This window comes from Comamonas sp. C24C, from assembly GCF_053345995.1.
This window is the reverse complement of record NZ_JBKFBC010000002.1, coordinates 442,519-463,938: the sequence shown is the minus strand read 5'-3', so window position 1 is coordinate 463,938 and position 21,420 is coordinate 442,519. Positions and strand designations below refer to the sequence as shown.

At 62.7% G+C, this 21,420-nt stretch carries 20 protein-coding genes; 9 read left to right on the top strand and 11 right to left on the bottom strand.

Annotation, left to right across the window (positions count from 1 at the left end):
* Positions 1 to 21: 21 nt before the first annotated feature.
* The 3 genes from nusA to ACLBXN_RS05790 all read right to left on the bottom strand — a co-directional run bounded on the left by nusA (position 22) and on the right by ACLBXN_RS05790 (position 2,732).
* Positions 22 to 1,509 carry a transcription termination factor NusA gene (nusA, locus tag ACLBXN_RS05800; RefSeq protein ID WP_211455902.1) on the bottom strand — a complete coding sequence of 496 codons (1,488 nt, stop codon included), beginning with the start codon at positions 1,507 to 1,509 and terminating at the stop codon, positions 22 to 24.
* An 83-nt stretch (positions 1,510 to 1,592) separates the two neighbouring features.
* Positions 1,593 to 2,171 carry a ribosome maturation factor RimP gene (rimP, locus tag ACLBXN_RS05795; RefSeq protein WP_211455901.1) on the bottom strand — a complete coding sequence of 193 codons (579 nt, stop codon included), beginning with the start codon at positions 2,169 to 2,171 and terminating at the stop codon, positions 1,593 to 1,595.
* Between the two features lie 180 nt (positions 2,172 to 2,351).
* On the bottom strand, positions 2,352 to 2,732 hold the full coding sequence (locus ACLBXN_RS05790) for a thioredoxin family protein (RefSeq protein WP_447611615.1): 381 nt from the start codon (positions 2,730 to 2,732) through the stop codon (positions 2,352 to 2,354).
* Positions 2,733 to 2,961: 229 nt separating this feature from the next.
* Here ACLBXN_RS05790 and ACLBXN_RS05785 point away from each other — a divergent pair, with 229 nt between their 5' ends.
* Positions 2,962 to 3,942, top strand: a complete 981-nt coding sequence (locus ACLBXN_RS05785; RefSeq protein WP_447611455.1) for a DnaJ C-terminal domain-containing protein — start codon at positions 2,962 to 2,964, stop codon at positions 3,940 to 3,942.
* 11 nt (positions 3,943 to 3,953) lie between these two features.
* Complete coding sequence (locus ACLBXN_RS05780; protein ID WP_211455900.1) at positions 3,954 to 4,286, top strand: chaperone modulator CbpM; 333 nt, start codon at positions 3,954 to 3,956, stop codon at positions 4,284 to 4,286.
* A 100-nt stretch (positions 4,287 to 4,386) separates the two neighbouring features.
* Here ACLBXN_RS05780 and ACLBXN_RS05775 read toward each other — a convergent pair whose 3' ends face one another.
* The 5 genes from ACLBXN_RS05775 to ACLBXN_RS05755 all read right to left on the bottom strand — a co-directional run bounded on the left by ACLBXN_RS05775 (position 4,387) and on the right by ACLBXN_RS05755 (position 10,591).
* Entirely contained in the window at positions 4,387 to 4,548 is a 162-nt protein-coding gene (locus ACLBXN_RS05775) for a hypothetical protein (RefSeq protein WP_003056362.1), read from the bottom strand.
* Between the two features lie 196 nt (positions 4,549 to 4,744).
* The gene (locus tag ACLBXN_RS05770) at positions 4,745 to 6,397 is read right to left on the bottom strand and encodes an ABC transporter ATP-binding protein (RefSeq protein ID WP_447611454.1); all 1,653 of its coding nucleotides are present in this window, start codon (positions 6,395 to 6,397) and stop codon (positions 4,745 to 4,747) included.
* Entirely contained in the window at positions 6,394 to 7,494 is a 1,101-nt protein-coding gene (locus ACLBXN_RS05765) for an ABC transporter permease (protein WP_343677899.1), read from the bottom strand. Before ACLBXN_RS05765 ends, ACLBXN_RS05770 begins: the two co-directional genes overlap by 4 nt.
* Positions 7,495 to 7,542: 48 nt before the next feature.
* Entirely contained in the window at positions 7,543 to 8,571 is a 1,029-nt protein-coding gene (locus tag ACLBXN_RS05760) for a microcin C ABC transporter permease YejB (RefSeq protein WP_043004483.1), read from the bottom strand.
* A 208-nt stretch (positions 8,572 to 8,779) separates the two neighbouring features.
* Positions 8,780 to 10,591: an extracellular solute-binding protein gene (locus ACLBXN_RS05755; protein ID WP_447611453.1), complete on the bottom strand. Its 1,812-nt coding sequence runs from the start codon at positions 10,589 to 10,591 to the stop codon at positions 8,780 to 8,782.
* Between the two features lie 120 nt (positions 10,592 to 10,711).
* Here ACLBXN_RS05755 and fabI point away from each other — a divergent pair, with 120 nt between their 5' ends.
* The 3 genes from fabI to ACLBXN_RS05740 all read left to right on the top strand — a co-directional run bounded on the left by fabI (position 10,712) and on the right by ACLBXN_RS05740 (position 13,283).
* Positions 10,712 to 11,512, top strand: a complete 801-nt coding sequence (fabI, locus tag ACLBXN_RS05750; RefSeq protein WP_211455895.1) for an enoyl-ACP reductase FabI — start codon at positions 10,712 to 10,714, stop codon at positions 11,510 to 11,512.
* Between the two features lie 172 nt (positions 11,513 to 11,684).
* The gene (locus ACLBXN_RS05745) at positions 11,685 to 12,206 is read left to right on the top strand and encodes a superoxide dismutase family protein (protein WP_003056373.1); all 522 of its coding nucleotides are present in this window, start codon (positions 11,685 to 11,687) and stop codon (positions 12,204 to 12,206) included.
* Positions 12,207 to 12,380: 174 nt separating this feature from the next.
* Complete coding sequence (locus ACLBXN_RS05740) at positions 12,381 to 13,283, top strand: DNA ligase (protein WP_447611452.1); 903 nt, start codon at positions 12,381 to 12,383, stop codon at positions 13,281 to 13,283.
* A gap of 62 nt (positions 13,284 to 13,345) precedes the next feature.
* Here the strand turns inward: ACLBXN_RS05740 and ACLBXN_RS05735 are convergent, their stop codons facing one another.
* Positions 13,346 to 14,074, bottom strand: coding sequence for an IclR family transcriptional regulator (locus ACLBXN_RS05735; protein ID WP_343677896.1), 729 nt, complete (start codon positions 14,072 to 14,074; stop codon positions 13,346 to 13,348).
* Positions 14,075 to 14,215: 141 nt separating this feature from the next.
* Between ACLBXN_RS05735 and ACLBXN_RS05730 the strand changes: the two genes are divergently transcribed.
* From ACLBXN_RS05730 to ACLBXN_RS05720, 3 genes are all read left to right on the top strand, one after another.
* Positions 14,216 to 15,151 (top strand): hydroxymethylglutaryl-CoA lyase, encoded by a 936-nt coding sequence (locus ACLBXN_RS05730; RefSeq protein ID WP_343677895.1) that lies wholly within the window; start codon positions 14,216 to 14,218, stop codon positions 15,149 to 15,151.
* 45 nt (positions 15,152 to 15,196) lie between these two features.
* The gene (locus ACLBXN_RS05725; RefSeq protein ID WP_447611451.1) at positions 15,197 to 16,414 is read left to right on the top strand and encodes a CaiB/BaiF CoA transferase family protein; all 1,218 of its coding nucleotides are present in this window, start codon (positions 15,197 to 15,199) and stop codon (positions 16,412 to 16,414) included.
* Positions 16,415 to 16,603: 189 nt separating this feature from the next.
* A complete protein-coding gene (locus ACLBXN_RS05720; RefSeq protein WP_447611614.1) occupies positions 16,604 to 17,548 on the top strand; it encodes a Bug family tripartite tricarboxylate transporter substrate binding protein in 945 nt (314 codons plus the stop codon).
* Positions 17,549 to 17,637: 89 nt separating this feature from the next.
* Here ACLBXN_RS05720 and ACLBXN_RS05715 read toward each other — a convergent pair whose 3' ends face one another.
* Complete coding sequence (locus ACLBXN_RS05715; RefSeq protein ID WP_447611450.1) at positions 17,638 to 18,096, bottom strand: VanZ family protein; 459 nt, start codon at positions 18,094 to 18,096, stop codon at positions 17,638 to 17,640.
* Positions 18,097 to 18,191: 95 nt separating this feature from the next.
* The gene (locus ACLBXN_RS05710; RefSeq protein ID WP_447611449.1) at positions 18,192 to 20,777 is read right to left on the bottom strand and encodes an Orn/Lys/Arg family decarboxylase; all 2,586 of its coding nucleotides are present in this window, start codon (positions 20,775 to 20,777) and stop codon (positions 18,192 to 18,194) included.
* Between the two features lie 139 nt (positions 20,778 to 20,916).
* On the opposite strand from ACLBXN_RS05710, the gene ACLBXN_RS05705 reads away from it, so the two are divergent.
* On the top strand, positions 20,917 to 21,342 hold the full coding sequence (locus ACLBXN_RS05705) for an NfeD family protein (protein ID WP_167010338.1): 426 nt from the start codon (positions 20,917 to 20,919) through the stop codon (positions 21,340 to 21,342).
* Positions 21,343 to 21,420 lie beyond the last annotated feature (78 nt).

Sequence of the window (21,420 nt, the reverse complement as noted above, 5' to 3'; positions counted from 1 at the left end):
ATGCTCTGTACCTCCCTGACCTTACTCTTGCCCATCGGTAAACCAGTGCTCACGCGCCTTCATGATCAAGGCCTTGGCTTCTTCGGCGGTCTGACCGGTGATATCGGTCAGCTCGTCGATCGCCAGATCGGCCAGATCGTCACGGGTGTGCACATCAGCTTGCGCCAGCTTGTCCAGCAGTTCGGCAGTCATGCCGTCCAGAGAGACCAGATCCTCGGATGCCTTGCTCACATTTTCTTCGCGAGCAATTTCCTGACTCAGCAGTGCATCCTTGGCGCGGCTACGCAGCTCGTTCACCGTCTCTTCGTCGAAGGATTCGATTTCGAGCATTTCCTGCAGCGGCACATAGGCCACTTCTTCCAGGGTCTCGAAACCTTCTTCGATCAGGATGTTGGCGATTTCCTCGTCCACATCCAGCTTTTCCATGAACAGCTTGCGCGAGACAGCCGACTCGTCGGCCTGCTTCTGTGCAGACTCGGCAGCGTCCATGATGTTGATCTTCCAGCCTGTCAGTTCGGAGGCCAGACGCACGTTCTGACCGCCGCGACCGATGGCGATGGCCAGATTCTCCTCGTCCACGACCACGTCCATGGCATGCTTTTCCTCATCCACAACGATGGAAGAGACATTCGCAGGAGCCAGGGCACCGATCACGAACTGAGCGGGGTCTTCGGACCACAGCACGATATCCACACGCTCGCCGGCCAGCTCGTTGGTCACGGCATTCACGCGGGTGCCGCGCACACCGACGCAGGTGCCGATGGGGTCCACGCGCTTGTCGTGGCTCAGCACGGCGATCTTGGCACGCGAGCCAGCATCACGAGCACAGCTCTTGATCTCCAGCAGGCCTTGCTCGATCTCGGGCACTTCATTGCGGAACAGCTCCACCATGAATTCGGGGGCCGAGCGCGACAGCAGGATGGGAGCGCCGCGCAGGGTGGCATCGACTTCCATGATCATGGCACGCACGCGGTCGCCGTTGCGCAGATTTTCCTTGGGGATCATCTCGCCGCGCTTGAGCCGGCCTTCCACACGGCCGGATTCGACAATGATGTCGCCCTTGTCCATGCGCTTGACGGTGCCGGTGAAGATCTTGTCGCCACGGGCCAGGAATTCGTTGAGCAGCATTTCGCGCTCGGCGTCGCGAATCTTCTGCAGGATGACCTGCTTGGCCGCCATGGCGCCGATACGGCCGATGGGCAGCGACTCGATCTGCTCTTCAATGAACTCACCAATCTGAATACCGGGCACGCGGTCTTCCGCATCCATCAGCATTTCTTCGGCGTCGGGGTTCTGCAGACCGGCATCGTCAGACACCACCACCCAGCGGCGGAAGGTGTCGTAGTCGCCGCTTTCGCGATCGATGGACACGCGGATGTCTACTTCACCTTGGTACAGCTTCTTGGTGGCCTGCGCCAGTGCGGATTCCACGGCACCAAAAACCACATCGCGTTCCACGTTCTTTTCACGCGAAATGGCTTCAACCAACATCAACAGTTCGCGATTCATGCGACGACTCTCCTATTTCAATCACACAAAGAGGATTTGCATGCGACCTCTTTGCCCCAAAAGATTCCAACGCTGCAGCCGCCTCATTCGGGCTTGGCTGCGCGTCCTTTGAAATTCACAATCGGTGCCAGACGCGCTTCGCGCAACTCGTCAAGCGTAAAGCCCATGGCGTTCAATGGCGCGGGTTCACGCTTCTTGCTGACGCGCACGCCCGGCTTGGGGGGCGGCTCATCGCTCCAGACGATCTGCCAGCCACCTTCTTCAGTCCGTTCCAGCGTGCCACGAAATTTCTTGCGGTTTGCATTGATCTTGTCGCCACCGGCAGCCCCGATGGGAGCCTTTAGCGTCAGATCCACCTCCGAGCCTTCAAAGCGGATGAAGTCCTGCTCATGGCGCAGCAAACGATCGATGCCGGGAGAAGAGACCTCCAGGCGGGCGTATTCCGCACCATCGACTTCCAGCGCAAACTGAAGCTGGCGCGTGACCTTTTCGCAGTCTTCCACTGTCACGAACTGCTCGGGCAGCTCAGGCGCACCTTCCTCCGGCGCCTGCCAAGGCAAATCAATCGTGATGCGCAGCAGGCCGCCGGCCGAGCGCTCGATTTCAACCAGGTCATAGCCCAGACCTGTGACGGTTTGTTCAACGATTTGCTGTAGTGCCACGTGTATTCAGTTCAATCCCGAAAAATCTGTCAAATCATGGACTTAGCTCTGTCAGAAACAGGTTTTGCCATGAATTGCCCAAAAAAAACGGGCGGTATGTACCCGCCCGTTTGGTCGTGAAGCCGTGATTGTAGCCGCAAACCATTGTTTTCGCAAAAAGTGTCTCGCATAAAACAGCAATCAGCGCAAGACATCCTGCAGGTCATCGGCACGCAACAATCGCTGCAGCAATTCCTGGGCCTCCTGCTCCTGCGCAGGCCTTGCTGCCGCGTCAGTCGGCAGGGATTGCAGCATCCGCGCCAGCACCCCAGTCTGCGGCAGCACCGGCCCCAGGAATCTGGCCCGCTCGCCCTGTGCCACCAGAATGGACGGAAAGGTTTCTATGTCCAGATCGCCGGCGACATCCTCGCGATCTTCGACATCGAGCCAGACAAAACGCATCTGCGGAAACTGGGCCGCCAGCGCCTCGAAGGGCTGCCGGTACTGCTTGCAGGTTCCGCACCAGTCGGCGCAGAGGCAGACCACCAGCCACTCCTGCGCCTTTGTAATTTCTTGTTTCATTTCACAAACTCTGGGCCGGCCTTCACGCACGCCCTTGCATTGATCCGCCAATGGTAGCGCCAGATGCAGCCCGGGGTTGAGACTACGGCCATCACCCCGGCCTTCTGCGCAGCAGCCCTTGAAGCCGCCGCACTCTATCCCTATTATTTTCCTGAACCCGGGCGCGGCAATGGCAGCAGCCAGAGCAACTGGCTTGCGCCCTTCTTTTAACAAGAAGATTGGTGACTCCATGGATTACAAGGACTATTACAAGATACTTGGCGTGGACAGGAAGGCCTCCGCCGACGACATCAAGAAGGCCTATCGCAAGCTCGCCCGCAAATACCATCCCGACATCAGCAAGGAAAAAGATGCGGACGCCCGCATGGCCGAGGTCAACGAAGCCAACACCGTGCTTTCGGACCCTGAAAAGCGCGCAGCCTATGACGCCATGGGTGACGAGATGCAGTTTGCGCAAAATGCCAGAGCCCAGGGTGGCGGAGGCTTTCGCCCGCCCCCCGACTGGGACCAGCAGGACTTTCACTTCAGCAGCCAGGGCGATGCCGGCAGCGACGCCGATTTCAGCGACTTCTTCTCGCAGATGTTCGGCCAGGCCGCCCGTGCGCGGCGCCATCAAGGCCAGCAAGGTGCACGCGGCACCCCCGATATGCGCGGCCAGGACCAGCATGCCAGCATAGAGCTGGATTTGCAGGACAGCTATAGCGGCGCCGTGCGCTCGCTGCATCTGCGTGCCACCGTACTCGACGAACAGGGCATCCCCACCTACAAGGACAAGGAGCTGCAGGTCACCATTCCCAAAGGGGTGCGCGAAGGCCAGATGATTCGCCTTGCCGGCCAGGGCAACCCCGGCCTGGGCAAGGGCGCTGCCGGCGATCTGCTGCTGGAGGTGCACTTTCGCAGCGATCCGCGCTGGTGGTCCGAGGGCAAGGACGTCTACCAGCGCGTGCCGCTCGCACCGTGGGAAGCCGAGCTGGGCGGCCCCGTGCGCTTCAAGACGCTGGCCGGGGAACTGGAAGTCACCGTGCACGCCGGCTATCGCTCGGGCCGCAAGCTGCGCCTCAAGGGCAAGGGCCTGCCCGCGGCTGCGCCGGGCGATCTGTATCTGGTGCTGGATGTGGTCTTCCCGCCCGCCGCGACGGCCGAGCAAAAGCAGGCCTATGCCGACTTTGCCAAGGCCTTCCCGCAGTTCGATGCCCGCAGCCTCAGTTGAAAGGTTTTCCCATGAGTACCTCCCACTACCCTTTCTACGAACCTGCCGAGCTGCTGGAGCAGGCCGTGCTCGATCTGCACGAGCTGGCCCGCCATTGCTGCACCAGCCCTCAATGGGTGATCGAACATGTGCAGACAGGCGTCATCAGCTACGACAACACCGGCCAGGTCCGCGAGATCAGCCATGAGCAGTGGCGCTTCAGCAGCCAGACGCTGGTGCGTGCGCGCCGCATTGCTCAGCTGGAACACAGCTTCGACGCCGACCCCCAGCTCGCCGCCCTGACCACGGATCTCATCGAGGAAGTGCAGCAGCTGCGCCGCAAGCTGAGGAATCTGCAGGGATAAGTCCGCCAGCGCCTGAGGCGCACAAAGCAAAAAGCCCTCGCACCGAAGTGACGAGGGCTTTTTTGCGGGCCGCACACCAGGGCGCGGCCTGCTGCAGGAATTAGCCGTGGCGCTTGCCGGGCTGCTTCTTGCTGCGAGTGTGCGAACCACGCTCCAGGCTCACGCGCTGGCCACGGCCGGGAGTGGGCAGGGTCACGCCATTGGGTGCCTGGGGACGGGGAGTGGCCTTGCGGTCTGCTTCGGTAACGATCTTATTGCCCATGTCGAATTCTCAATTGGGAGGTTGAAAAGGATCAATTAGGCCACAGCCAGAGAATTCGCGCCAAATAAATACAAACTTTCGAGTGCGGATTCAGTGTTTTCAGCGAATGCCCACCTCACGAATCAGCGAATCGACAGCAATTGCGGGCATTCAAAGCCTCAAACCTTTGAAGGGAAAGCGCTGCCCACCATCATATTCAGACCACCAGCGACTCGGCAACGGCCCCGGCTGCCTCGACCAGCTGGCGCGTATAGGCCTGCTGCGGTGCCGTGAGCACCGCCTGCACGCCGCCCTGCTCCACGATCTGCCCATCCTTCATGACCAGCACCTCATGGGCCATGGCGCGAATCACGTCCACATCGTGGGTGATGAGCAGATAGGCCAGACCACGCTCCTTCTGCAGCCGCTGCAGCAGGGCCAGCACCTGCTGCTGAATGGTGACGTCGAGCGCACTGGTGGGCTCGTCCAGCACCAGGACCTCGGGCTCCATGATGAGGGCTCTTGAAATCGCCAGGCGCTGCCGCTGCCCGCCCGAGAATTCATGTGGATAGCGCTGCAGCAGGCCGGGGAACTGGGCCTCGGTCAACCCCACCTCTTCCAGCATCTGGAGCACGCGCTCGCGCCGTGGCCCGGCAGCGAGCTCGGGGGCATGAATCTGCAGGCCTTCACCGACAATCTCTTCCACCGTCATGCGCGGCGACAGCGAAGAAAACGGATCCTGGAACACCACCTGGATCTTGCGCCGCAGCGCCAGATTGGCGGCGCTGTTGCGGATCGCCGGCTGCTGCCATGGCCTGCCGGCCACCTGCAGCTCCCCGGTCGCAGGCAACAGTCCCAGCACGGCCTGAGCCAGCGTGGACTTGCCCGAACCCGATTCGCCGATCACACCCAGAGTACGGCCCGGTCGCAGCAGCATATCCGCGCCCTTGACCGCCACGAATGCCCCCTTTTTGAACCAGCCACGAATGCCGGGCAAGGGAGTGGCATAGCTCACCTGCAGGGCCCGGGTCTGCACCACGACCGCCTCGCCAGCCGGCTCAGACTCCACCACATTGCGCACCGGCCGGCTGGCCAGCAGCTTGCGGGTATAGGCATGCTGCGGGTTCTGCATCACCTCCGCCACGGCGCCCTGCTCCACAAGAGCGCCTTTCTCCATGACCGCCACGCGGTCGGCGAAGCGGCGCACCAGGTTCAGGTCATGCGTGATCATCAGCACGGCCATACCGGTCTGTCGCTGCAGATCGGCCAGCAGATCCAGGATCTGGCCGCGCAGCGTCACATCCAGCGCCGTCGTCGGCTCGTCGGCCAGCAGCAGCCGGGGACGGCTGGCCAGTGCCATGGCAATCATGGCGCGCTGGCGCTGTCCGCCACTGAGCTGATGCGGAAAGCTCTGCGCCCTGCGCCCGGGCTCGGGAATACCGGTCGTGGCCAGCAGCTCCACCGCCTGCGTCAAGGCCTGGCCACGGCTCAATGCCTGCTTGAGCTGCAGCACCTCGGCCACCTGCGCGCCCACGGTCATCAGCGGATTCAGCGCCGTCATCGGCTCCTGAAAGATCATGGCGATGTCGCCACCGCGTACCCCCTGCATCTCGCGCTCCGAAAGCCCCAGCAGATCGCGCCCGTCCAGCAGCGCCTGCCCGCTCAATTGGGCCTCCCCCACCAGCCTCAGCAGCGACAGCGCCGTGACCGACTTGCCCGAACCGGACTCCCCCACCAGCGCCAGCTTTTCACCGGCAGCCATCGCAAAGCTCACGCCCTGAACCACGGGCTTGCCCGCAAAAGACACGCTCAGATCGTGCACGGCCAGCAGCTTGCTGCTGGCCTGACCCTCGTATTTCTCCTTGCTCATGGCTTGCCTCCTGCGCGCTTTGCAGCCTCGGTGCGCGCCTGCTTGCGCGGATCCAGCGCATCGCGCAGGGCGTCCCCCATAAAGGTCAGCAACAGCAGCGTGATGACCAGCACGCCAAAGGTGGACAGGGAAATCCACCAGGCATCGATATTGTTCTTGCCCTGGCTCAGCAGCTCGCCCAGGCTGGGCGTGCCTGGGGGAACACCCAGGCCCAGAAAATCCAGCGAGGTCAGCGCCAGGATGGCCCCGCTCATGCGAAACGGCAGAAAGGTGATCACCGGCGTCATGCTATTGGGCAGGATGTGGCGAAAGATGATGGAGCGATTGCTGGCACCCAGCGCCTGGGCGGATTTCACATAGTCAAGCTGGCGATTGCGCAGGAACTCGGCCCGCACATAGTCGGCCAGCCCCATCCAGCCGAACAGGCTCAGCAGGATCAGCAGCAGCGAGACACTGGGTGCAAACAGCGCGCTGAAGATGATGAGCAGGTAGAGCTCGGGCATGGAGCCCCAGATTTCCGTCAGGCGCTGAAAGGCCAGGTCCGTCTTGCCGCCAAAAAAGCCCTGCACCGCTCCCGCCAGCACGCCCAGCAGTACGCCCACGGCCGTCAGCGCCAGACCGAACAGCACGCTGACGCGAAAGCCGTAGATGAGCTGCGCCAGCAGATCACGCCCCCGGTCGTCGGTTCCCAGCCAGTTGTCTGCCGAGGGCGCAGAAGGATTGGGCGACTTGGCAAAGTAGTTGATGGTGGACTTGCCATAGCGGTTGAGGGGGAAGATCGCCCAGTTGTCGCCCTCGTCAAGCCTTTGCCGGATGAAAGGGTCCAGATAGTCGGTCGGCGTATGGAAGTCGCCGCCAAACGTGGTTTCCGGGTAATCGTGCAGCAGCGGCAAATAGGTCTGCCCCTCATAGCGCACGATGAGCGGCTTGTCGTTGGACAGCAGTTCGGCAAACAGGCTGAGCACCACCAGCACCGAGAAGATCACCAGGCTGACAAAGCCCAGCCGGTTGGATTTGAAACGCCTCCAGGCCCGGCGCCCCGGGGACTCGGATTTGGCAGCAGACACAGTCTGCACGGCATCAACTCCTGAATTCATAGCTGCTTGCGCTTTAGAGGATTGGGTTTGAGGCCTTGTTTGCATATTTCAGTCAAACTTGACCCGAGGGTCCACCCAGACATAGCAAAGATCGCTGATGAGCTTGGTCACCAGACCGATCAGCGTGAACAGATACAGCGTGCCCAGCACCACGGGAAAGTCGCGGCGAATCACGCTTTCATAGCTGAGCAGACCCAGGCCATCGAGCGAGAACAGGGTCTCGATCAGCAGCGCCCCGGCAAAGAAGGCACCGATGAAAGCCGAGGGAAAGCCCGTGACGATGGGAATCAGCGCATTGCGAAACACATGCTTGTAGAGCACCTGGCGCTCGGACAGGCCCTTGGCGCGAGCCGTCAGCACATACTGCTTGCGGATCTCCTCGAGAAACGAGTTCTTGGTCAGCATGGCCGTCACGGCAAAGCTGCCAGCCACCATGGCGGTCACGGGCAGGGCGATATGCCAGAAATAGTCCGCCACCTTGCCCATGGTGCTGAGCTCGTCGAAGTTGGCCGATGTCAGCCCGCGCAACGGAAACCACTGCAACTGCCCGCCGAAGATGACCAGCAGCGCCACGCCCAGCACAAAGCCCGGGATGGCATAGCCGACGAGAATCAGAACCGTGGTGGCCAGATCAAAGCGCGAGCCCGCCCGCACGGCCTTGGCCACCCCCAGGGGCACGGCCACCAGATAGCTGATGAAGAAGGTCCACAGACCCAGGCTGATGGAGACCGGCAGTTTTTCCTTGACCAGCGCCCAGACACTTTTGTTCTGGAAAAAGCTGGTACCCAGATCAAAGCGCGCAAACTGCCCCAGCATCTGCACAAAGCGTTCGGCCGGCGGCTTGTCAAAGCCATACAAGGCCTTGATCTCCTCGATCCGCTTGGGATCCACGCCCTGTCCGCCGCGATAGCTCATGGCAGCTCCCTCGGCCCCACGACCTGCGCCGGCCTTGGCCTCGGCCAGATATTGCTCGACCGGGCCGCCTGGCACGAACTGGATGACGACAAAGGTCAGCAGCAGCACGCCCAGCAACGTCGGGATCATCAGCAAAATGCGTTTGAGAATATAGGCAAACATCTTCGATCAACCCTTGTTTTCAACCGCGGTGACGCTGGCCGCAGTGCCGGGCCGCCCCAGGCAAGGCCAGCCCCCTCGGGGGCAGCGACCCGCGCAACGGTGGGGCGCGGGGGCCACTTTACCTGGGCCGCTGCGCCGGGCCGCCCCAAGCAGGGCCAGCCCCCTTGGGGGGCAGCGACCCGTGCAACGGTGGAGCGTGGGGGCCACTTTACTTGGACCACCATGCATAGACAGCCCATAGCTCGCCCGGCGAATAGGCCGGAATCTGCCCTGGCAGCGCCAGCCTCCAGGCGTCATAGACCATGCGGTGCGTGCCCGAGTAGTACTGGGGGATCAGGTAGTGGCCGTGCACGATGATGCGTTCCAGCGCGTGGCAGGCGGGCAGCATATCCTGCTCGGACTTGGCGGCAGCCATGCGGGCAATGATGGCATCAACCGCCTTGCTTTTCACCCCGGGAAAGTTAAAGCCGCCCTCCTGATCGGCGGAGGCACTGCCAAACAGCTCGGCATAGTCCTGACCCGGGTTGTGTGTACCCGGCACATTGAGCGTGATGATGTCGAAATCAAACTTGTCTTGCCGCTGCTGGTAGAGCGCAAAATCGACATTGTGCAGCTTGAGCGTGATGCCCAGCTTCTCCAGATTCCGCGACCAGGAGCTGATCAGACGCGCACTGTCGCCGCTGTCCAGATACTCCAGCACCATGGGCTCGCCCTTGGCGTTGCGCAACGCACCGTCCTTGACCGTCCAGCCCGCATCCGCCAGCAGCTTCTGCGCACGCCGCAGATTGCCGCGCAGGCCATCAGGCCCATCGGTGCGTGGCGGCTGGGCCATGGGCCCCAACGTGCCTGGCGGCAGGCTGGCCTCATAGGGTTTGAGCAAAGCCAGCTCTTCTGCGCTGGGCTCGCCCCGCGTCTCGCAAGCGGTGTTGCCAAACAAGCCATGCACACGCTGATAAGCGCCATAGAACATCTGACGACTCATCCACTCAAAGTCGTAAGCCAGGCCCAGGGCCTCGCGCACGCGAACATCCTTGAGCTGCTCACGCCGCGTATTCAGGAAAAAGCTCTGAAAACCCGAGGGCAGTTTGTTCTCGAATGTACCCTTGACCAGCTCGCCCGAAGCAAAGCGCCTGCCCGTCAACCGCCTGGCCCAGTCGCCCGCACTGTTGACACGCATGAGGTCGAACTCGCCGGCCTTGAGGGCCTCCAGCCGGGCTGTGTTGTCCTTGTAGATCTTGATGGTGATGCGGTCGAAATTGGCCAGACCGACACGCACCGGCAGGGTCCCCCCCCAGTAGCCCGGGTCGCGCACATAGCTGATGTCCTTGCCGAACTTGACCGGACCGATCTTGTAAGGGCCGCTGCCAATCGGAATATCCGTGACGACCTGATCAAAGGCCTTGGGCTTGCCATCGGCCCCCAGCCCCCAGTCGCGGCTGAACACGGGAAGCAAGGCACCCACGGTCAACGGCAGATCGCGGTTGGGTTTCTTGAAGCGAAAGCGCACCGTGCGCTCGTCGAGCACATCGCAGGCCGCCACCTCGGCAAACAGCGTCTTGTAGCCGGGCGAGACATATTTGCTCAGCAGCGTCTCGTAACTGTGTTTCACATCCTGAGCCAGCACCGGCTTGCCGTTGTGAAAGCGCGCCTGTTTGCGCAGCTTGAAGGTGGCGGACAGGCCATCGGCCGCCACATCCACATCCTCGGCCAGCAGGCCATAGCCCGACGCCGTCTCGTCGAGGCTGGGTGCGAGCAAGGTCTCGAACAGCATGTCCGCCAGATAGGCAGGCGGCGAGCCCTTGATGGTGAAGGGGTTGTACTTGTCGAAGGTCGAATAGCGCAGATTGCTGACCATGCGCAACTCTCCACCCTTGGGCGCTTGAGGGTTCACATAGTCAAAGTGCTTGAAGTCGGCCGCGTACTTGGGCTGACCCCAGAGCGCATAGCCATGTGCCGCCAGGGCGGGTGTGGCAACTTGGCTGCTGACAATCAGGGCTGAACAAATCATCCAATGGCGCATGCGACAATTCTGCCCTACCCCGACTGATTCGCACCCAGTTCGAGCGGATACGTTTTCAAAGATTGCGCCGCTGCCACAGATGGTGCAGTTCCCTCTTTCAATTTTCTCTGGAGAACAACAATGGGTTTTCTCGCTGGTAAAAAGCTGCTGATCACGGGCGTTCTGTCCAACCGTTCCATCGCCTACGGCATTGCCAAGGCCTGCCATGAGCAAGGCGCAGAACTGGCTTTCAGCTATGTGGGTGAACGCTTCAAGGACCGCATTACCGAGTTCGCGGCCGACTTCAACTCCACGCTGGTGTTCGACTGCGACGTGGGCGACGACGCCCAGATCGAAAAGCTGTTCGCCGACCTGGGTGCCACCTGGGGCAAGTTCGACGGTTTTGTGCATTCCATCGGTTTTGCACCCCGCGAAGCCATTGCCGGCAACTTCCTCGACGGCCTGAGCCGCGAGAACTTCAAGATCGCCCACGATATCAGCGCCTACAGCTTCCCCGCCATGGCCAAAGCTGCCCTGCCTTACCTGAACGACAAGTCCTCGCTGCTGACCCTGTCGTACCTGGGCGCCCTGCGCTCCATCCCCAACTACAACACCATGGGCCTGGCCAAGGCATCGCTGGAAGCTTCGGTGCGCTACCTGGCCGAAGCCGTGGGCCGCACGGCCGACGGCCGCGCCATCCGCGCCAACGGCATCTCCGCCGGCCCCATCAAGACCTTGGCAGCCTCGGGCATCAAGGACTTCGGCAAGCTGCTGGGCCGCGTGGCCGATGCCGCGCCCCTGCGCCGCAATGTGACGATCGAAGACGTGGGCAATGTCGCGGCCTTCCTGCTGTCCGACCTGGCCTCCGGCGTGACCGCCGAGATCACCTATGTGGACGGCGGCTTCAGCCAGACCGCAGGCCTGTCGGCCGATCAGGTCTGAGCCCATCGCTTCTGACGACACCAGCCCCGCAGGCCTCAGCAGCCTGCGGGGCTTTGTTTTTTGGCGCCTTGCGCGACATCTTGGCCCTTGCCCTACAAGCACGGCAGAGCACTGACGCTATGGTTCACAGTGTTTTATCTACGGTTCTGACGAATACTCAAGAGGAGCTTACATGCCATATCGTTTTCTCATCCTGGCCGCATCCGCTGCTGCCCTGACGGCCTGCAGCACCCCCGAACCCCAGCCCGCCCAGGCCATCGCCAGATTGCAGGCCACTTCGGGCAGCAAGGTCAGCGGCGATGTGAAATTCACCCAGAAGACCGGTCAGCAGGTCGTGATCAACGCCGTGATTCACGGCCTCAAGCCCAATTCCGAGCACGGCTTTCACATCCACGACAAGGGCGACTGCGGTGACAACGGCAATGCCGCTGCGGGCCACTTCAACCCCTCGGGAAATCCGCATGGCAAATATGACTCCACCCAGCACCACATGGGCGATCTGCCCAGCCTGAAGGCCGACTCCAACGGCGTGGCCACCGTCAACGTACAGTCGGCAGACATCACCTTGCTGGCCGGCCCCGGCAATGTCATAGGCCGTGCGGTCATCGTCCATGCCCAGCCCGACGACTACACCACCCAGCCCACAGGCAATGCCGGCGCGCGCATCGCCTGCGCGGTCATCAGCCGCGACTGAAGGCCTTGCCCCAGGAAAAGCCGCTGCCTGGCTGCAGCGGCTTTTTTATGAAATCGCCGAAAACCCTTATAGATAAAGCGCTGACAGCTACGTTTTTTGATAAGGGTTCGTGCCCGCATCGACAGCACGGGCTTCGCGCTCTAGCATGAGCTGCCTCTTTACCGGGAGATAGCCATGCCTGAACCACGGCACCGCCCCCTGCAGGAATGCGTCCGCTGGCTGGTCTGTGCCTGTCTCTGTCTTGGCTTTGCCGTGCTGGCCCAGACCACGGCACAGCCACCTTCGCTGATGCTGGCCCAGGTCTGGCGCAGCGGCCTGCCGCTGCAGGACTATTGGGTCAGCGAAAAGCTGGACGGCGTGCGCGGCTACTGGAACGGCCACCAGCTCGTCAGCCGTGGCGGGCAGCGGATCGCGGCGCCTGAGTGGTTTGTCCGGGACTGGCCAGCCACCCCCATGGATGGCGAGCTCTGGGCCGGACGCGGCCGGTTTGCCCATGCCCAGTCCACCACGGCGCAGGCCATACCGGACGACCGAGCCTGGCGCCAGATGAGATTCATGGTGTTCGATCTGCCCGCAGCTCCGGGCAGCTTTGACCAGCGCCTGCCGCTGCTGCAGCGCACCGTGGACGCCATTGCCCAGGACTGGGTGCAGATGGTGGAGCAGCGCAAGCTGGGCTCGGAGGCGGAGCTGCAGCAATGGCTGAGTACCGTCATCAAAGGCGGCGGCGAGGGTCTGATGCTGCACAAGGGCAGCGCACCCTATCGCTCGGGCCGCAGCGACGATCTGCTCAAGCTCAAGCCCTTCGATGATGCCGAAGCCCGGGTCATAGGCTACAAAAGCGGACGCGGGCAATGGCAGGGCATGACGGGGGCGCTGCTGGTGCAGACCCCGGACGGTCGGCAGTTTTCACTGGGCTCCGGGCTGACGGCCCAGATGCGCAAAAGCCCGCCTCCGCTCGGCAGCTGGGTCACCTATCGCTACCAAGGCCTGCATGAAAAAAGTGGCCTGCCGCGCTTTGCCCGCTTTATGCGGGTGCGCAGCGAGCTGGGCTTTCAGCCCGAGCCGGCAAGCCCGTGACTCACAACTTCATCGTTGCCTGCGACCATCGACCATGCGCCTGAATCCCGCGACATCAGCGGCTACGGCAGTTGCGCCCCCAGGTCGCGCGCGGCCTGCAGCACGTTTTTGACATAGCGCTCGTCATAGCGATGCGCTGGCATGGTCAGCGTCAGGGCGGCCGCCAGCTCGCCGCTGCGGCGAAAAACCGGTGCAGAGATGCCGGCGATCTCGCTATGCCTGTCACCCACCAGGGCTTCGTAGCCATCAGCCCGTACACGCGCATAGTGGTTGCGATTTTTCTTCAACCAGTCCCCCAGCTCCGGATCGAAGGCAACCAGCACGCGCCCGCCCGCGCCTTTGTCCAGGGGCAGCAGATCGCCGGTGCGCGCATGATCGCGCACCGGGTGCGGCGAATCCACGCGGTACAGACACAGACGCTCGCGCCCCTGGCGCACATGGTAGGCAGCGCTCTCGCCAGTGGCCTGAACCAGTGCGCGCAGCACCGGCATGACCAGCTTGTCCAGCGAAAAGCTCTGTTCGTAAACCGCATGCAGCCTGGCAACGGCCGAGCCCACCGCATAGCGCCCGTCATCCTGGCGCTGAACCCAGCCCCCATGCTCCAGAGAGGCCAGCAATCTCAGCACCGTGCTCTTGTAAAGACGCGTGCGCTCGGCCAGCTCGGCCAGACTCAGCGCGGCATCGCCATCCTGGAATGCGCTCAGCACGCTGAGGGCGCGGTCCACTGCGGCCACACCGCCAGGCGCGGCATTCTCGTCGGCTACGGATTCATTCAGGGATTTACGCGGCATAAAAACTCCTGTCCCTCAGCTTGACAGGGCATCAGGACGCAAGGCAATATTTCAATAGAAAGAATTAAGTTCTATCAGATAGAACATCATTAAAACATTGTGCCAGCCGCAATGCAAGCATGAAATCCAAGTGAGGCAACCATGTCATTCCCCCACCGCTTCGATCTCCTGATCAGCGAAGTCGGCCCCCGCGACGGCCTGCAGTCGGTCTCGGCCACCATGAGCACGGCCCATAAATATGCCTGGATCGATGCCCTGGTGGCAGCGGGCGTACAGGAAATCGAAGTCGGCTCCTTTGTCTCGCCCAAGCTGCTGCCGCAGATGGCCGATGCCGCCGAAGTCGTGCGCCACGCCACCGCCCACCCCGGCGTCACCATCATGGCCCTGGTGCCCAATCTCAAGGGGGCCGAAGCCGCCATCCGCGCCGGCGCGCACAAGATCACGCTGCCCGTATCCGCCAGCCCCGCGCACTCCATGGCCAATGTGCGCAAGACACCCGCGCAGATGGTGGAGGAAGTGCGCGCCATCGCCAGGCTGCGCGATGAGATCGCCCCTGCCGTGCATATCGAGGCGGGCATATCCACCGCTTTCGGCTGCACCTTGCAGGGCCTGGTACCCGAGGACGAGGTGATCGCTCTGGCTGCAGCCTGCGTGGCCGCCGGCGCCGACGAATCGGGGCTGTCGGACACCACCGGCATGGCCAACCCGGCCCAGGTCAAGCGCCTGTTCACGCGCCTGCGCAGCGAACTCGGCGACAAGGCCGGCGCCGCGCATATGCACAACACCAGAGGCCTGGGCCTGGCCAACTGCCTGGCTGCCTATGAGGCGGGCGTGCGCACTTTCGACGCCTCCCAGGCCGGACTGGGCGGTTGCCCCTATGCCCCCGGCGCCTCGGGCAATGTGGTGACCGAAGATCTGGTCTTCATGTTCGAAGCCATGGGTCTGCGCACTGGCATTGACATTGAACGATTGCTTGCTGCGCGAGAAACGCTGGCCGCCGGCCTGCCGGGGGAGGCGCTGTACGGCATGCTGCCACCCGCGGGCCTGCCCAAGGGCTTTGTGCCTCACCGTTACTGATCACGCCTCGGCTCGCCGACGAGCCGGGCACCACAAGAGATGAATATGCACTCCTCAACCGAATCCGCCAGCACCGGCGCTGCTCCCCTGCCCTATGCCGGCATCCGCGTGGTGGAATTCACCCATATGGTCATGGGCCCCAGCTGCGGCCTGATGCTGGCCGACCTGGGCGCCGAAGTCATCAAGGTCGAGCCCGTGGGCCACGGCCGCAACGGCGATGCCACGCGCAAGCTGCTGGGCTCGGGCTCGGGTTTTTTCCCGCTGTTCAACCGCAACAAGAAAAGCCTGACGCTGGATCTGCAGACCCCCGAGGGCAAGGAAGCCGCGCTGCGGCTGATCGCCACGGCCGATGTGGTGACCGAGAACTTCAAGCCCGGCACCATGACCAAGCTGGGCCTGGACTATGAAAGCCTCAAGCAGCAGTTTCCACGCCTCATCTATGTGAGCCACAAGGGCTTTCTGCCCGGCCCCTACGAGCACCGCACGGCCCTGGACGAGGTGGTGCAGATGATGGGGGGCCTTGCCTATATGACGGGCCGCCCCGGCGACCCGCTGCGCGCGGGCACCAGCGTCAACGACATCATGGGCGGCATGTTCGGTGCCATGGGAGCCATGGCGGCCCTGGCCCAGCGCGAAAAGACCGGCAAGGGCCAGGAAGTGCAAAGCGCACTGTTCGAGAACAATGTGTTCCTGATCGCCCAGCACATGATGCAGTATGCAGTGACCGGCAAGCCCGCAGCCCCCATGCCCGCGCGCATCTCGGCCTGGGCGATCTACGACGTGTTCGAAGTCCAGGGCGGCGAGCAGATCTTTCTGGCCGTGGTCAGCGACGGCGCATGGCGCGAGTTCTGCGATGCCTTCGGCCTGGCCCAGCTGCGTGACGATCCACGCCTTGGCAGCAACAACGACCGCGTGCAGGCCCGCAGCTGGCTGATGCCGCTGCTGCGCGAAACCATGGCCGGATACAGCGCAGCGCATATCGCCCAGGTCTTCGAGGACAAGGGCCTGCCGTTTGCGCCCATCGCCCGTCCGCACGACCTGCTCGAAGACCCGCACCTGAACGCCACCGGTGCGCTGGCCCCCATCACCTTGCCCGACGGCCGCGACAGCAAGACCGTGCTGCTGCCGCTGACCCTGGACGGCAAGCATCTGCAGGTGCGTCTCTCGCCACCCAAGCTCGGCGAGCACAGCCTGGAGATTCTGACCGCCCTGGGCTACAGCCAGGATCAGGCCCAGGCACTGGCACAGGGCCTGCCCGACTGAGCGACCCCGCGGGGCCACGGCCCCGCTTTCTTCAGCACACCCCAGAACAGGGCGCCCATGCACGCCCTGCGGGGATTCCTTACCCCCAATTTCCAGCCACCAGGAGACAAAACCATGAAACACAGCTCTTTCCTCCATTGCGCAGCACGACCGGCAAACCGCCGCCAGGCCATTGCAGCCTGCGCGCTGATGGCCGTGGCGGTTGCCAGCGGCAGCGCCAGCGCCCAGCCCGGGGAATGGCCCGCCAAGTCGATCCGCATGGTCGTGCCCTTCACGCCTGGCGGCGGCACCGACACGGTGACACGCCAGATCAGCGAGCGCATGGCGACCGCGAATCGCTGGATCATCGTGGTGGACAACAAGCCCGGTGCGGGCGGCAATATCGGACTTGATGCCGTCGCCAAGGCACCGGCCGACGGTTATACCTTCGGCATGGGACAGACCGCCAATCTGGCCATCAATCCCTCGCTGCTGCCCAGCATGCCGTTCAATGCCAAGACCGATCTGCTTCCCGTGGCACTGGTGGCCTCGCAGCCTGTGGTGCTGGTCGTGCCCGCCGATTCGCCCTGGAAATCGCTGCAGGACCTGATTGCCGCGGCCAAGGCCCAGCCCGGCGCCATCAAGCAAGGCCTGGCGTCCACGGGCACCGTGGGTCATCTGGCGGGGGAAATGCTTTCCTACAAGGCCAAGATCGATGTGCTCAACGTGCCTTACAAGGGCGCCGCGCCGGCCGTGACCGATCTGCTGGGCAAGCAGACCCACTATATGTTCGGCACGCCCCAGGCGGTCTACCCCATGATCAAGGGCCAGCGCCTGCGCGCACTGGCCGTGACCTCGGCCAAGCGTCTAGCCATCCTGCCCCAGGTCCCCACCGTGGCCGAGTCCGGCTTTCCCGGTTTTGAAGCCGTGGACTGGAAGCTGATCGTGGCCCCCAGGAACACGCCTGCCGCGCTGGCGCAGAAGATCAATGCCGCAGTGAACACCGGGCTGCAGGACCCCGCCGTGCTCAAGCAGTTGCAGTCCGAAGGCAGCACGCCCATGGGCGGCAGCCTGCAGGACGCCCAGGCCTATCTGCAAAAGGAGCAGGCCAGCTGGGCCGCGCTGATCCGCGACGCGAAGATCACACTGGAATGACGCTATTCAATTAAAAGCAGCTTCCGCTTGCCTCATCTTGTTTTCCATATGAATGGACCTTGAAAACAAGTGAGACAAAGCGGTAGCTGCTACATTTTTGGTGGATACAGCCACCGTGACCCCAGCCTCTGCCAGAACAGCGCGGCCAGGCCGGCGCCCAAGGTGTTGGCCAGCGCATCCAGCCATTCAGCGCCGCGCGTGACAGTCAGAAACGACTGCAGACCCTCTATCAGGCCGCCATAGGCCGCGCACAGCCCCACCACGCATGCGGCCTGCGCCAGCGTCCAGGCCCGACCCAGACTGCACGCACGCAGCACTGCCGCCCACCACAATAGCGTGGCCAGCACGCCGTGCAGACTCGCATGCACCAGCTTGTCCGCATACGCCATTCCATTCAGAAACGGGAACAGCCTCAGGATCAGGCCGCCGCTGGCGCCGGTTTCATTAAGGCAACCCCACAGCATGAACAGCGCCCAGGCCAGGCTGCAGGCGGCCGGAACCCGCCACAGGCGCTGGTCTGCAGCAGTCATCGACAGTGGTGAACGCATGACCTCTTTCATATCCGGCATGAAAAAGCCCGGCATGCAGAGCACCCCGGGCTTTGTCTTGGCACAGCGATTCGCGTCAACGAATCATCGGTGCGTCACAGCGTGCGACCAAACGGTCCGGCATCGCCCACCTGCACCGGCTTCTTGCCCTTGCGGGCCGGCTTGGCGGCGGTTCCGGCCACGCGCACATCCATGTCGGCAGGCGCAGAAGCCTTAGCCTTGGGCGAAGCCTTGCCCGTCTTGGCGGCGGGCTTTGCCGCAGGCTTGGCTACGGCCTTGGCCGCCGTCTTCGCCGCGGGCTTGGCTGCCGCCTTGACCGCGCCGGACTTGGCTGCAGGCTTCTTGGCCGCGGGGGCCTTCTTGGCGGGCACGGACTTGGTCTCCGCGACGCAGTCGGCGTAATAGCGGATCTCACCGTTTTCGTCTTCCAGCTCCACCAGACCATGGATGTCGGTCTCGAAGCCCGGGCACTCCTTGGCGAACTCGCGCGCGAACACCAGGTAGTCCACGATCTTCTTGTTGAAGACTTCACCGGGGATCAGCAGCGGAATTCCGGGCGGGTAAGGCGTGACCAGACCCACGGTGGTGCGGCCGACCAGATGGTCGATTTCCACACGCTCGGTCTTGCGCTGCGCGATATGCGCATAGGCATCCGAGGGCTTCATCGTGGGCTTGAGATCCGACAGATACATCTCGGTCGTAAGGCGTGCGATATCGTACTTGGCGTACAGCTCGTGCACGTGCTGGCACAGGTCCTTGAGGCCCATGCGCTCGTAGCGGCGGTGCTGCTGGCAGAACTCGGGCAGGATGCGCGCCAGCGGCTGGTTGCGGTCGTAGTCGTCCTTGAACTGCTGCAGCGCCGTCAGCATGGTGTTCCAGCGGCCCTTGGTGATGCCGATGGTGAACATGATGAAGAAGGAGTAGAGACCCGTCTTCTCGACCACCACGCCGTGTTCGGCCAGGTATTTGGTGACGATGGACGCGGGAATGCCGGTGTCGGCAAAGTCGCCGTCCAGGTCCAGGCCGGGCGTGACGATGGTGGACTTGATGGGGTCCAGCATGTTGAAGCCATCGGCCAGATCGCCAAAGCCGTGCCAGTTGTCGAACTCCTTGCCGTTCTTCTTGGAGCGGGTCTTGGTCGATGCGTCCGTGCCGCGGATGATCCAGTCCTGGGCCGTGCCCACGCCTTCCTCGGCCAGGGCTTCGGGGCCCCAGACCTCGAACCACCAGTCGTCGTCACCGAACTCGTCTTCCACCTTGCGCATGGCACGGCGGAAGTCCAGTGCCTCGACAATCGACTCTTCCACCAGGGCCGTGCCGCCGGGCGGCTCCATCATGGCGGCAGCCACGTCGCAGCTGGCGATGATGCTGTACTGGGGGCTGGTCGAGGTGTGCATCAGATACGCCTCGTTGAACAGCGGGTGGTCCAGCTTCTCGGTCTGGCTGTCCTGCACCAGCACATGCGAGGCCTGGCTGATGCCGGCGAGCAGCTTGTGGATGGACTGGGTGGCATAGACCACCGAGTGCACCGGACGCTTGCGCTTCTTGCCCATGGCGTGATAGCTGCCATAGAAGGGGTGGAAGGCAGCGTGGGGCAACCAGGCCTCATCAAAGTGCAGATTGGCCACATAGCCGTCCAGCATGCCCTTGATGGTCTCTGTGTTGTAGAGCACGCCGTCGTAGGTGGACTGCGTCAGCGTCAGCACGCGGGGCTTGACGGCCTTGGCGTCCACGCCCTTGAGCAGGGGGTTGGCGGCTATCTTGGCCTGGATGGACTCGACCGAGAACTCGCTCTGCGGAATCGGTCCGATGATGCCGAAGTGATTGCGCGTCGGCTTGAGGAACACCGGAATCGCACCCGTCATGATGATCGAGTGCAGGATGGACTTGTGGCAGTTGCGATCCACCACCACCACATCGCCGGGTGCCACGGTGTGGTGCCAGACGATCTTGTTGGAGGTCGATGTGCCATTGGTCACAAAGTAGCAGTGATCGGCATTGAAGATGCGTGCCGCATTGCGCTCGGACTCGCCGATGGCGCCGTTGTGGTCCAGCAGCTGGCCCAGCTCTTCCACGGCATTGCAGACGTCGGCGCGCAGCATGTTCTCACCGTAGAACTGGTGATACATCTGGCCCACGGGGCTCTTCAGAAAGGCCACGCCACCCGAGTGACCGGGGCAGTGCCAGCTGTAGGAGCCGTCTTCGGCGTAGTCCAGCAGTGCCTTGAAGAACGGGGGCTGCACGCTCTCCAGGTAGCTCTTGGCTTCACGGATGATGTGCTTGGCCACGAACTCGGGCGTGTCCTCGAACATGTGAATGAAGCCATGCAGCTCACGCAGAATGTCGTTGGGCAGGTGACGGCTGGTCTTGGTCTCGCCGTAGATATAGATGGGCACCTCCTCATTCTTGCGGCGCACTTCACCGATGAAGTCGCGCAGGCTGTGAATGATGGGGTCCTTGTCGCCGCCGAGCTGGAATTCCTCGTCGTCGATCGACAAAATAAAGGCACTGGCCCGGCTTTGCTGCTGTGCGAACTGCGACAGGTCGCCATAGCTGGTCACGCCCAGGACTTCAAAGCCCTCTTCTTCAATGGCTTGAGCCAGGGCGCGAATGCCCAGTCCCGAGGTGTTCTCGGAACGATAGTCCTCGTCGATGATGACGATGGGAAAGCGAAACTTCATGAACAGCCTCCGTACCAATCAGGCCTAAAAAACGAAACAGCCGCGAAGTGTAAGGAATATCCTTATTGCGGCTTTGAAACAGGCTGTTTTTAACCCAGAATGTGGTGCACTAAATACAGGCCTTAAGAGGAGCTCAGGTATGGATCACTCCACCGCGTGGTGGTTGCTTGCAGGTTTGCTGGTCATTGCGGAGCTGTTGACCGGCACTTTCTATCTCCTCATGCTGGCCCTTGGCGCCATTGCCGGTGCGCTTTGTGCCCATTTCGGCATGGGCACCAACAGCCAGATCGTCACTGCAGCGCTGCTGGGCTCGGGCGCCGTCCTCGTCTGCTATCTGCTGCGCAAGCGCAGCCCGCGCCGACAGCCCGCCTCCAGCAATCGCGATGTCAACATGGATGTGGGTGAAACCGTGGTCGTGGAGCAGTGGAACACCGACGGCACGGCCCAGGTCCGCTATCGAGGCGCCACCTGGACCGTCATGGGACGCCAGGGCGCGCTGCCCATTCCCGGCCCCCACCGCGTGGCCGAAGTCATCGGCAACCGGCTGCTGGTTGACAAGATCTGATCACCGCTCAGCCCCGGCATGGTTATGCTGGGCGCTGGAACGCCTCGCTCTCTTTCTTCACATCAACGCCCCACAAGG